We start from the raw sequence: 12,668 nt of genomic DNA, 5'->3' as shown, positions 1-12,668 counted from the left end.
CACTTCACCTCATCGTTTTTTCATCATTTGCAAGTAAAGCTCCTCCAGCTTGAGACGCTGCTTGTGAATATCGTGGTTTTTCTCCACCTTCATCCTCGCCCGCGCCGTCATTTCCGGCCATTCATGAGCAGAGGCCAGCGCGTGGTTTATCATCCTGCCCAGCTTCGTCGGAGCGCGCTCCGGGACGAGATAGCCAGTCTCTCCATGGCTCACCAGTTCGGGAATGCCCGCATGATACGTGGAAATGACAGGTCTGCCGGACGCCATCGCTTCCATCAGCACGTTCGGGATCCCTTCCTGGTCGCCGTTTTTCGCCGTTTTGCAGGCGATGACAAACAGGTGGCATCTCGCCAGCTCGCGCTGCACTGCCTGATGCGGCAAAGCGCCCTTGAGGACGACGTGCTTGCCCAGCTTGTATTTTTTAATCATGCTGCGCAGCTTTTTCTTTTTCTCGCCGTCGCCTACGATTATCAGCTTGGCCTTCGGATGTTTTTGATGCACCTGCACGAACGCCTTGATTAACGTGTCCATGCCTTTTTTCTCCGTCAGCCGTCCGACGCTGAGCAGCCTGTACTCGCCATCTTCAACCGGCTGGGGCGGCAGCATCGGGAATTTGCGCAGGTCGATGCCCGAGCGGATCAGCGTGATCTTGCCACCCGGGCAGCCCAGGCGGATCAGCCGCCTTTTCATGTAGTCGCTGACGACAGTAAACGCCTTGCCCTTGCGGAACAATCGCTTCAACGCACGGCGATAACGCGGGCTTTGCCGCACGCGCTTGGTCGCATCGAAGCCGTGAAAGGAGGTAATCAAAGGCAGGCCCGCTTTTTTGGCGTACGGAAGCAGTTCCAGTCCGGCCGGACCAAACCGCGCATGCAAGCAATTGATTTTTTTTCGTTTCAGCCAGCGGGTCAGACCCGCCATTGTCTTGCGCACGTAGACTGGCGAGTACGGAAACTGTTTTCGGTTGAACGGCCGCTGTCTGGTCAGCACGACAGGTTTGACCCTCTGATGCCCGAGCAATTGCTCGTAGATGAAGGTTTCGCTTCTGGGCAGGAATTTTCTCCGATAGACGAGGACCCGATGCATGCAACCGGCCTCCTGTTCTCGAATTTAGCTTCTAGGATGAAAACGCATATCCGCCAACTGCCGGCGAAGCCCCTCTTCCAGGGAAACTTGCGGACGGTATCCCAAACGCTGCTCGGCCAGCCGAATGTCCGCGCAGGTTCGCAACGAGTCGCCTGCCGGGCCGGGCTGAAAGCTGATTTTCGGCGTGACGTTCATGAGCTTACCCATGATGTGCAACACGTCGATCAACTTGATTTCACGATTTCCACCCACATTGAAAATCTCGCCCGGTGCAGCGTGGCGTCCCGCCAATATGTTTGCTTCCACGGCGTCCGTCACGTACGTAAAGTCACGCGATTGCTGGCCATCCCCGTACACGACCACGGGATCTCCCTTCATCATTTGCCGGAAAAAGCGGTGAAAAGCCATGTCCGGCCGCTGCCTTGGGCCGTACACGGTGAAGTAGCGCAGCATCGTGATCGGCAGGCCGTACGCTTTGACGTAGACGGAGCATACCTGCTCCATCGCTTCCTTCGTGACACCATAAGGCGATACGGGCCGAAGCGGGGCGGATTCGTCCGTCAGCGTCCCTTGCATCGTTCCGTACACGGAGGAGGAAGACGAAACGACGATGACTGGTGGCTTTGGCCTTTGCAGACACGCCTCCAGCAGCAGTTGGGTAGCCAGAATATTGTGATTGACGTACTCCGAGAATGCCTTGCCCCAGCTGTTTCGCACGCCCGGCAGCGCAGCCAGATGATAGACGACATCCACTCCGTCCAGCCAGTCGTTCCACCGCTCTGCCTGCAGCATGGTTGAATGAAAGGTAAAGGCGGGATGGCTCCCAATCTCTGCCAGATTGCGGAGCTTGGCAGCAACGTCGTAGTTATCGACAAACCCGTCGACGCCAATCACTGTCACCCCGTCTTTCAGCAAGCGCTGGGTCAGATGCGACCCGATAAAACCAGCACAACCGGTGACAAGTGCCTTTGTCATCGCTTCCGCCGCCTCACTTTCTTCAACCGTTTAATGATGAGATAGCCATCTTTGTAGCCATAGACCGCTTTGTACTTGTTGCCCCAGCGTTTGAGGTAATATTTGAACGTTTTTTTGCGTAAATGATTCCGTCTCCGCTTCATCTTTTTGTCGGTCAGCTGGCCTTTGTGCTTCGTCCGGTTGTACAGCTTGCGATTGATATACCGGACGCGGAATTTTTCGATGAGCCGCAAAATGATGCGCCGATCCTCCATGATCCGGCCTTCGTATTTGTCGGAGGTATCCCACCCTCCCACTTCGCGAAGCGCCTCGACCCGGTAGCAGCGCGGCGCAACCATCCAGCGGTTGTACTTCAAAAACTGGTATTTGTTGCGAAAATGCTTGTGCTTGACGAGAAACGGGTTGTAATATTTCCCGCGCCGCACTCGCCAGATTTTGACGTTGCCATAGAAAAGCGCCGTACTTTTTTTGCTTTTGCGAATGTACTTTTTGATGATCGCCAGCGTCCGTTTGGGCAGCCAGTCGTCCGAATCCAGTTGCAAAAGGTATGGCGTGTCAACCATGGACAGTGCCTGGTTCATCACTTTTCCGATGCCGGAGTTTTTTTCCATCCGGTAGTACGTGATGTTGGGGTGGTACAAATACTTCTCTACCTTTTTCCTCGTATTGTCGGTTGAGGCATCGTCGATGATTAACATCTTCCAGTCTTTTGACGTCTGCTTCAAAACGCTGTTGATCGCTTTGCGGATGAACTTGGCGCGGTTGTACGTCGGGATGACCACGGTAAAGGTTGGGTTCATGTGTCCTCCCTCTTCACACCTGGAATGCGAATCGATGACTTGTCACTCAAGATGAAGATGCCGCTTGAACTCGCTGACTGCCCTCTCAAATAAGACGATCTTCCGAAAACGCTGTCCGTAACGCTCCAGGCGACGTCCATGAGTGAACTGTTTTCCAACAGGATGCTGTTTTCAATGTGTGCACAGTTTTTCAGATGCACCCCATTTTGAATCGAAACGTATGGACCAAGGCGACAATTTTCAATGTGACAGTCTTCCCCGATCAGCACTGGTCCGACAATCTCGCAGTTCGTGACGACGGACCGATTGCCAATGTGATGAGTCTGGCCCAAATCTTTTGCCAGCATCCAACGGTTTGCTTCCAGCCAACGATCAATCGTTCCCACATCGGAATACTTGCCCTTCGCAAGCGCATGCGCAATATGATAACCGCGATCAATCATCGACTGGATCGCATCCGTGATTTCATATTCACCACGGGCGGATGGCTGCAGTGTAGCAATCGACTCAAAAATGGGAGGGGTAAACAGGTATGCACCTATGACAGCCAGATTACTCTTCGGCTGGCGAGGTTTTTCTTCGACTGAGACCAGACGCCCTTTCTTGACTTCGGCGATCCCGTAATCCTGTGGTCTCTCCACTTCACTTAGCATCACTACACCGTCTGACTTTTCACTGGTAAACGCACGCATTAGCCCGTGCAGCGAATCCATCAACAAGTTGTCACCAAGCAACAAAATAAACGGTTCGTCTTGCAGGAACGGTTGCGCTAATTGGACAGCATGTGCGATTCCAAGCGGCACCTCCTGCTCGATAAAAGTAATGGTAGCCCCAAATTGACTACCATTGCCCACCAAGGGAGGAATCTGCACTTGGGAAGGGTGGATGACGATACCGATGTCATGCACACCCACTTCACACAGTTTGCTGATGCAGTAGTGTAAAACCGGATGATTGGCCACAGGGAGGAGGGTTTTTGGTTGAGAATAGGAAAAGGGGTGCAGTCGCGTACCACGTCCAGCACACAAGATTAACCCTTTCACAAGTATCACTCCCCAGTTGTGCTCTGCGATACTTACAAGGTATGCATGGTGTGGGATCTGGACAGGGCTCGCGTCCACTCAGCACGAAGAAAAGGCAATAACCTAACGGCCGTTCAAGCGGGTCAGCCTGTTTTCAAAAGCGGCTGCTGCTTTTCTGTTGGGCGTTTGCCGATGGCATTTTCAAAAATATTCAAATAGCCTTGGGCGGTCGCGTACCAGGAAAATTGCTTTGCCCGCAGCAATGCCTGTCTGCCCATCTCTGCACGGATCTGCGGATTGCTCCAGAGCAGCTTCCAAATGGCGGGCAATTCTTTTTCCCACTCTTTGGGCGGAAGCAAAAACCCGCTGCTCTGATGAGTGACAACCTCCTTGATCCCGCCTCGCGTCGTGGAAATGACAGGCTTGCTTGCGGCCATCGCCTCCAGGTTGACGCGGCAAAACGCTTCCTTCCAGATGGAAGGGGTCGCCACGATGTCGCCAATCTGGTAATACAGCGGCATCTGCGCACTCGGGACGAATTTGACGAAGCGCACTTTGTCACCGAGCGGCTTCGCCAGCCGTTTCAGCTCGCGCACGTACGGATTCAAGCGATTGCTGCCGTATCCGGTTCCACCGACGATGACAAGCCGCGCACGGGGATCCTGCTTGCTGACTTGGTGAAACGCTTTAATGAGAATATGGACGCCTTTTCCCCGCATGAGCCTTCCTGCATAAAACAGCACGCGGTCATCCGGCGCAAGCCCGATCTGTTTGCGCAGTTTTTTGATTGTGTAATGCAGTTTCGCCACCTGATAGGGCGTCACGTCCACGCCAAGATGTACCGCGTGAATTTTGTGCGGGGGGATTTTGCACGACTTGATAAAATGCTGGCGCAAAAACTCGCTGTTCGTAATAAAGCCGGACGACAGCCGGACGACCCGCTTCATTTTTTCCTTGCCAATCATGGGCGGAGAGCCGTACACGTGAGAATGCATGTTGACGAAAACGGGGATTTTCGGAAAATGCTTTTTGAGCTGCAAGACATAAATCGGCCGATTTTCCACGAGGATGACATCCGGCTTATGCTTGCGAATGTGCCTGATGATCTTGCGCAAATAAGACGCAGGGTTATCGTAGGGAAAGCGAATGAACTCCCGGTTGTCCTCCACGGACGACTTGGGGTATGCCGCGCAGCGCCGGGTGTAAATCGTCACTTTGTGCTCGGGGTCGATCATCTTCGTCACTTCGTCAATGTCGTGCTCCACCGAGCTGCCTTTGACTGGTGGCACCGAAAATGGCCCCGGGCTAATTATGGCGATGTTCATTGCGTTCGCTCTCCCACTCCTTTTTCAAGGAAAGAACCACCTGATACAAATATTGTCTTTCTTTTGCCTGCTCTTCCTCGAATTTTTTCCAACGTTTTTCCCAGGCGGCAAGCGACTCCTTCAGGGCGGCAACCTCCTGCTCCAGCTTCTCCAACTGCTCGGTTGTCACCACGTCGGTTTCTCTCATGATGATCTCAAACTTCGGCTCCGGCACCGGCTCTTTCGTCTCTGCGGGCTGCTCGCAAGCTGTCTTTGCCGTCGCTTTTTCCCCAACAGCCTCCTGCCCTTTTTCACCGACCTTCACAATCGAGACACGCTCCACCGCTTCATCGACCACAAAATGGCCAGAAAAAACGCCTGGCGTGACCCAATGCGACAGATCCCATTTTTTGCGTTTTTCCATATGTCTTCCCTCCTGCAACGTGCTTCTACGTAATATGCTATGTCAGACGCGGAAAATGGGTACGTGTACCAAGGAGACAGACAATGGAAAAACCGCTTTGACGACTGCATCAAAGCGGTTGGCGATAATCTTTGGAATGGTTTTGTCTGTGAAAGTTCAGGCTGTACAGCCGTGCCTGCTCGACCGTGGTAATTTGCTGCTTTTGCCACTCCAAAAGAATTCTGTCGATATAGCGAATGTGGAGCTTGCCTACAGTTGCGGCTTCACGCAATGCTGTTAAAATCAGCTCTTCCTGATACCCGTCCTGCTCTGTCCACATGTGGATGCTTTCCATTTCAAACGGAGACAGCGGTCGCCCAAAAGCCTGCTCAAACCGGGAATAAATCGCCACTGGTTCGGAATCTGCTGTGGCTGCGGTCTCCTGAAACGGCGTCAGCATCCGTGGATCGATCTGCTGCTCGCGCCAGGTCTGGTACAGCTTTTTGTACAAGGGGGTCAAATTGTACTGCTCGTGGCGCAGCCCTGTATGCGGGTCGATAAACTCGTCGATGCTGATCCACTCTTCCTTCAACAGCTTTTGCAGCGTTTGGATCAATCTCATGCTGGACATGGACATGCGTTCCTCCAGCTCAGTCAAGGTCGGAAAACGATTCCCCTCCTGCTGAAAAGAAAGCAGATGAATGAGCAGCATCATTTCGTCGTCTGCCAGGGACATTCGTTTGTACATCTTCAGAAGAAGGTTGGAGACGGATGTTGCACCTTCTTGCAACAATTGCAAAATGTGGGAATCCATAACGCATGTTCACCTCTGGGTTGGAATAGCGAAGGAAGGGCGTAAAACGCGCTGTCTGACAATAGGAACACCCTGCTGCCCTCTCGCAACAGGGTGTATGAAAAAACGAAAAGCCTTACGGGTAGAGACGATACAGCATACGCGGGAACGGAATTGTCTCGCGCACGTGATCCAGTCCGCAAATCCAGGCAATCGTCCGCTCCAGCCCCAGACCGAAGCCGGAGTGAGGAACAGTACCGTATTTGCGCAGGTCCATGTACCAGCGGTAAGCTTCCTCGGACAGCTCATGCTCGGCAAAGCGCTTCGCGAGCAGCTCCGGATCGTCGATGCGCTGGCTGCCCCCGATGATCTCACCGTAGCCTTCCGGCGCGATCAGGTCTGCACAAAGCACTACTTCCGGACGGTTTGGATCAGGCTTCATGTAGAACGCCTTGATCTCGGTCGGATAGTGCGTGATGAACACCGGCTTGTCGAAGTGTTCTGCGATCAATGTCTCGTCCGGCGCACCGAAGTCGTCGCCCCACTTGATCTCGCTGCCTTTTTCCTGCAACAGCTTGATCGCATCATCGTACGTGATGCGCGGGAACGGGCCTGTCACGTTTTGCAGTTTGGTTGTATCGCGCTCCAGCGTTTTCAGCTCCTGCTGGCAGTTTTTCAGGACGGATTGTACCACGTGGGACACAAATGCTTCCTGAATGCGCAAGTTTTCCTCATGGTCGACGAACGCCATCTCCGGCTCGATCATCCAAAATTCGATCAGATGACGACGGGTTTTCGATTTTTCCGCACGGAAGGTCGGACCAAACGAGAATACGCGGCCCAATGCCATTGCCGCTGCTTCCATGTACAACTGGCCGGACTGGGACAGATACGCATCTTCATCAAAATACTTGGTATGGAACAGGTTTGTTGTTCCTTCTGCCGAAGTCGGCGTCAGGATTGGCGGGTCTACTTTCACGAACCCATTTTCGTGGAAAAACTCGTAAACAGCGCGAATCACCTCGGAGCGGATGGCCATGACCGCACGCTGACGAGGGGTACGCAGCCACAGGTGGCGGTGATCCATCAGGAAATCTACACCGTGCTCCTTGAGGGAGATCGGGTAATCCTGGGCAATCTGAATAATTTCCACGCCAGTGACCGTCAGCTCAAAGCCGCTTGGAGCACGGTCATCTGCGCGAACGACACCGGTTATGTATAAAGAGCTTTCCTGGGTCAGTTGGGATGCTTTTTCCCATACGTCTTCCGCTACTTCTGCTTTTACTACAACGCCCTGGATGAAGCCGGAGCCATCGCGAAGCTGCAGAAACTGAATCTTGCCGCTGCTGCGCTTGTTGTACAGCCAACATCCAATGCGCACTTCTTGTCCAACATGCTGCCCTACCTGGGCAATCGTCGTCAACATCGAATAATTCCCTCCATTTACCATGCGACACAACAGACTAAGTCTACCCAACAATTATACTATTGGGGAACCGCAAATTCAATGAGAGACTCCCTCTCCTTGATTACCGTAATATTATTATGTAAACCAACTGGAGGAGGTCGTCTGGTTCGTTCGCCGTTGACCTCCCCTGCTTGTAACTTCTGACCAAACTAGTCGTCCCCGTCGTCTGTGCCGCCAGTTGCTTCGGCATCAAGTTCACTGTCTTCTTCGGCTTCTTCTCCATGTACTTCATCGACTACATCGTCGTCCTCTTCCCACTCGTCCTCCAGGACATGCTCGGGCTGCTCGGCTTGCAGTTCAGCAAATTCGTCGTGCACATGCTCGCCTTTTTCCCCAATCGCAATCCATTGCAGTACCCCGCTGTCTTCCTCCCCTGTCTCGTGCCGGAAAACGGTCAACACGGCAGAGGTGCGCTTCGTATACTTAAGGGACACGGACACCCCCGGTTGGTTGGTCATCGCCACCAGACAGTAGTGCGTATCGGCATAAGGCAGCGGCAGACGCACCGTGACATCTGCTGTCTGGCTGGTTGCCGCGATACGGAATGGGACAAAGCCAAACTGCTGCAGCATCGTCCCCAAGTTGACATGGGTTTCTACTGCTGGAAAGGCGAGCTTCTCCTGCGTAATCGACTTGTCGGAAAGATGGCTCCCCGCAATCGCTCGCGGCGCTATTTTCGCTCCCGTAACCGCATGATCGGCCAGCTTTTCTTCGGTTATGACGTGGTTTTGCAAATGCTGTCCCTCGATGGATTGGGCGGCAAGATGCTCGCCGGACAGCGTTCCCTTCGCGAGATGCCCGCCGTTCAAGCTGCCTTTTTCCACGTGCTTGCCTGTGACGGCATGCAGTTCCAGCTTGCTTCCGTCAACAGCGAAATCGGCCAGCTTCTCACGGGTGACGCTGCCCTCCAGCAATTTTTCCTTCGAAATCGCTTTCGGCTGGATGTGCTCGGGCTGCACGGATTGATTGGCAAGATGCTGGGAGGACACTGCTTTTTCCGCGATTTTCTCGCCCGTGACGGCTCCCTTGCCCAGGTGCCGTGTCTTGATGGCTTCTGTCGCCACTTTGGCGGCTGTGACGGCGGAATCTGCCAGCTTGCTGGCCGTAATGCTCTGATCGTTCACCTTGTCGGTCGAGACAGACTCCGGCGCGAGCTTCGAGGTGGTAATCACGTGATCGTGCAAATGCTGTGTCTGGATGGAATATTCCTGCAGGTGTTGGCTGCCGATGAGGCGATCCGTCAGATGCTGTTCTTCAATCGAGCGCCGCGCAATTTTTTCCGCGCGAATGGCCCCGTCTGCCAGATGCCGCGTGTTCACGCTCTCTTCAATCAACTGCTGATCGCCCACGCTTCTGTTCGCCAATTTATCGTGCGTGACGGCTTTGTCGGCAATTTTCGCTGTCGTGATCTGGTGCTCCGCGATTTTTCGCGCGGTGATCGAACCGTCCTGCAAGTGGTTCGTCTGGATGCTGCCAGCCTGGACGTGCACGCTGCCGATTGATTCTTTGGCCACTTTGTCCGAGGTGACGCTCGCATGGTCGAGATGCTCCGTCAAGACCGCGTACGGGCTGATTTTGTCGCTGGTGACTGCCTCTGGCTGCAAATGCTGGCTGTAAATGCTGTGAAAGGCGAGATGCTGGTCTGTTACACAGCCTGGTGCAATGTTAGCGCCATCCACACTGTTGTCTGCCAGATGATGATGCAAAATGGCTCCTTCGCGAATATGCTGGGACTCGACCGCATCTTCCTCCAGCTTGGTCGAAGTCACCGCCCCGTCGCGAATTTTGTCCGTCGTGACCGCACCGTCCTCCAGCTTCACGGAGTTAATCACATAGTTGGCGAGGTTACTTGTCTGAATGGAGCCCATCTTGATCTTATCCGAGGTGACAGATTGATCCTGAAGCAGCTCGGTCGTAATCGCCTGCTCCTGGATGTGTTTGGTCTGGATGGCAGCCTCGGCGAACTTCATCGAGTCGATCGTCTTGTCAGCCAGCTTCTCGGAGGTAATGCTGTTGTTGACCAGCTTTTGTCCGGATATGGAGTGGTCCTGCACATGGTCGCTCGTGATGATATTGCGCCCCAAATGCTCTCCCAAGATAGCACCGGGAGCGATTTTGCTTGAAGTAATGCTCTTGTCCGCAAGCTTGTTGCTGTCCACGGCGTAATCCTTCAGGAGTACGGTATCAATCGTTCCCGGCTTGATTTTCGAGGAATCGACGGCTCGATTGGCGATTTTCTCTGTGGTGACAGATTGATCCGTCAAGTCGTCGGTGTAGACAAACGATTGAACCCGGCCGTCATTGCGCTCCTTGATAACTTTGGAAAAAGTTGTCTGATTGGAGGACGCGCCTTGCTTGGGCATTTTCGGCAGCGGCTGTTGCATCGGTGTTTTGCCTGTCTGTGCGCCTGGCTTCGTCACACTGTTGTCAGATTCGCTCTCCAAAAGCTCCAACTCCAGATCGGTTATCCAGTCCCGCTCCACCCTGGAAGAAGTCTGCATTAACGGAATTTCATGCAGCGATTGCCGAAATGTTTTTCCCAGACCTCTGTTCATTTTTTTTCGGTTTACATTCGCCATAGAGTCTCCTTGCCTCCTGATGTCATTCCCGTATCATTGTGTAACATATTCAAAGTAGTAGGCTTTTGGCACCGCACGGCGAAATTTGTTACGATCGTCCCGATAGCCGCACACGCAAAAAAACCTGTCAAACCAACGGTATTCGTTGGCTGACAGGTTTTCTCGAATAGACCTGGGATTACGAGACAGCGGCTTCCTGTCTCGTCTGCGACAGAAGCGTCCGGAACTCGTCGCCTTGCAGAACTTCCGCCTCCAATAGCGTGCCAAGACCTGTGCGGAATACGTCGTCATACTGTTTGAGCAGGCTGCGCGTATCCTCCAGCAGGCGGGAGAGCAATCGCTCCACTTCGTCGTGAATCCGGTTTTTGTCAACGTACTGCAAATGAACAATCCCAAGGTCGGACATGCCGCTCGTCACGATCTCCTGCGCCATTCCCAGCGCTTGCTCGAAATCGTTTTTCGAGCCGGTACTGCGTCCGCCGTAGTAGATTTCTTCGGCTACCGCTCCGGCGAGGCTGACCATGATCTGCTTTTCCAGCGCCTCTTTGGTGTACAGGTAGCGGTCTTCCATCGGATTTTGCCGGACGTAGCCGAGCGCCTTGCCGCGCGGGCTGAGCGTGACCTGCGAGACAGAGCCGGGACGCACCACTTCGCTTACGATCGCGTGGCCAAGCTCATGCAGGGCAACCCGCTTCTTCTCTTCCTCGGAAGCCTGGCGGTCGACTTTTTCGCCGAGCATGACCTTGTCTACGGCGTAGGCAAAATGCTTCGCCATGATTTTCTCGCTTTTGTCGCGCATGGCGTAGATGGCGGCCTCGTTCGCGACGCTTTCCAGTTGCGCACCGGAAAAGCCAAACGTCTCTTGCGCCACTTTTTCCAGAACAACATCCTCGCCAAGTGGCTTGTTCGCCGTATGGATGGTCAAAATTTGCTCTCGCGCAGGCTTGTCGGGCAAATCGACGGTAATGTGACGGTCAAAACGGCCCGGTCGAAGCAGTGCGGCATCGAGCATGTCCTTGCGGTTCGTCGCAGCCATGACCAAAATGCGCGGCTTGTCGCTCGTCGCCACCCCGTCCATCTCGGTCAAAAGCTGGTTCAAGGTCTGGTCGTACTCCCGCTGCTGCTGACCATCCCGTTTTCCCCCGATGACATCTATCTCATCGATGAAAATAATCGCGCTGTCCTGCCCGTTTTTCTCCGCCATCGTTCTTGCTTCTTTAAACAGCTCTCGCACACGCTGCGCCCCGACCCCAACGTACATCTCGACAAACTGGGAGCCGGAAGCGGCCACGAAGGCAGAGTTGGTGTAGTTCGCTGCGGCTTTTGCCATCAGCGTTTTTCCTGTTCCGGGAGGTCCGGTCAACAGTACGCCTTTGATTGGGCGAATGCCGTATTGCTCGATCTTGTCTTTGTACACAAGAAAATCAAGCGATTCCTTCAATTCTTTTTTGGCCCGCTCCTGTCCGCCAATATCGGCAAACTGCACGTCCGACTTCGGAATTTCGTGCTTGTTCTGCTTTCGTTTGCCGCCAAGCGCGACATTGCCTCCCTGACCGTTTTGCTGACGCACGACGAGGAAGTAAATCGCACCGAGAACGGCGGCAAACAGTACAAACGGCGTGATGTTCACTCCGAGAAAAACCAGAAAAACAAGGACGGCAGGAACGATGCCAAGCAGCCATTCTTTACCCACGCGCCGTCACCTCTTTTGTCTCGGAACGGGGAATAATGGTGTAGAAATCCTCCGCTCCTTTTTTCAAGTAAACGTAGATATTTGCATCATCCATCAAGGCAGATGCTGCATCCAGTTTGTTCGTCTGCTTCCACTCCTCGATCAGAGCAGGGATGCGGCTGTACTGATGCAAGTCCATCGCTTCCGTAAAGACGAACTGTCCGCTTTTCCAAATGTCTGTCATCGCTTCTGACTGGTTCGTGACCACGATTGTCACTTGTTTGCTGCCCGCAACCTTTTCCGTTTTGGCTACGAGATTGCGGTACTCCGCCGGAAACGTCTCCGGATTGGTCACTTTCAAATCTATTTGAATTTTGTCTTTGCTCACAGCAAAATCGCCCAAGGTGGCGGATTGCATCTGACCGATTTCTGCGCGGATCGGCTCCTCGATCTCCATTTTCTGATACAAGAACCATCCTCCGAACAGGAGAGCAAGTGTCGCTAGCAAGGACAATCCGATCGCACTCAATTTCAACTGCACGGCTACTCCCCCCATATTGCGTTCT

The 12,668-nt window shown here is 53.6% G+C and carries 11 protein-coding genes; all 11 read right to left on the bottom strand.

Annotation, left to right across the window (positions count from 1 at the left end):
* Positions 1-9 precede the first annotated feature (9 nt).
* The 11 genes from EDM57_RS08280 to EDM57_RS08225 all read right to left on the bottom strand — a co-directional run bounded on the left by EDM57_RS08280 (position 10) and on the right by EDM57_RS08225 (position 12,643).
* On the bottom strand, positions 10-1,086 hold the full coding sequence (locus EDM57_RS08280; protein ID WP_122904281.1) for a glycosyltransferase: 1,077 nt from the start codon (positions 1,084-1,086) through the stop codon (positions 10-12).
* 24 nt (positions 1,087-1,110) lie between these two features.
* Positions 1,111-2,061 carry an NAD-dependent epimerase/dehydratase family protein gene (locus EDM57_RS08275; RefSeq protein WP_122904280.1) on the bottom strand — a complete coding sequence of 317 codons (951 nt, stop codon included), beginning with the start codon at positions 2,059-2,061 and terminating at the stop codon, positions 1,111-1,113.
* Positions 2,058-2,861, bottom strand: coding sequence for a glycosyltransferase family 2 protein (locus EDM57_RS08270; RefSeq protein WP_122904279.1), 804 nt, complete (start codon positions 2,859-2,861; stop codon positions 2,058-2,060). The genes EDM57_RS08275 and EDM57_RS08270 overlap by 4 nt, the downstream gene beginning before the upstream one ends.
* Entirely contained in the window at positions 2,858-3,904 is a 1,047-nt protein-coding gene (locus EDM57_RS08265) for a glucose-1-phosphate thymidylyltransferase (protein ID WP_122904278.1), read from the bottom strand. Before EDM57_RS08265 ends, EDM57_RS08270 begins: the two co-directional genes overlap by 4 nt.
* 122 nt (positions 3,905-4,026) lie before the next feature.
* Complete coding sequence (locus EDM57_RS08260; RefSeq protein ID WP_122904277.1) at positions 4,027-5,208, bottom strand: glycosyltransferase family 4 protein; 1,182 nt, start codon at positions 5,206-5,208, stop codon at positions 4,027-4,029.
* Positions 5,189-5,611, bottom strand: coding sequence for a hypothetical protein (locus EDM57_RS08255; RefSeq protein WP_122904276.1), 423 nt, complete (start codon positions 5,609-5,611; stop codon positions 5,189-5,191). Before EDM57_RS08255 ends, EDM57_RS08260 begins: the two co-directional genes overlap by 20 nt.
* Positions 5,612-5,720: 109 nt before the next feature.
* The gene (locus EDM57_RS08250; protein WP_122904275.1) at positions 5,721-6,404 is read right to left on the bottom strand and encodes a DnaD domain-containing protein; all 684 of its coding nucleotides are present in this window, start codon (positions 6,402-6,404) and stop codon (positions 5,721-5,723) included.
* Positions 6,405-6,519: 115 nt separating this feature from the next.
* Complete coding sequence (asnS, locus tag EDM57_RS08245) at positions 6,520-7,809, bottom strand: asparagine--tRNA ligase (protein ID WP_122904274.1); 1,290 nt, start codon at positions 7,807-7,809, stop codon at positions 6,520-6,522.
* A gap of 191 nt (positions 7,810-8,000) precedes the next feature.
* A complete protein-coding gene (locus EDM57_RS08240) occupies positions 8,001-10,430 on the bottom strand; it encodes a WIAG-tail domain (RefSeq protein ID WP_246005768.1) in 2,430 nt (809 codons plus the stop codon).
* Positions 10,431-10,608: 178 nt separating this feature from the next.
* Entirely contained in the window at positions 10,609-12,123 is a 1,515-nt protein-coding gene (locus tag EDM57_RS08230; protein ID WP_122904273.1) for an AAA family ATPase, read from the bottom strand.
* Positions 12,116-12,643 carry a hypothetical protein gene (locus tag EDM57_RS08225; RefSeq protein WP_122904272.1) on the bottom strand — a complete coding sequence of 176 codons (528 nt, stop codon included), beginning with the start codon at positions 12,641-12,643 and terminating at the stop codon, positions 12,116-12,118. Before EDM57_RS08225 ends, EDM57_RS08230 begins: the two co-directional genes overlap by 8 nt.
* Positions 12,644-12,668 lie beyond the last annotated feature (25 nt).

Source organism: Brevibacillus gelatini (assembly GCF_003710935.1).
Taxonomy (GTDB): domain Bacteria; phylum Bacillota; class Bacilli; order Brevibacillales; family Brevibacillaceae; genus Brevibacillus; species Brevibacillus gelatini.
This window is presented reverse-complemented; position numbering and strand designations above follow the sequence as displayed.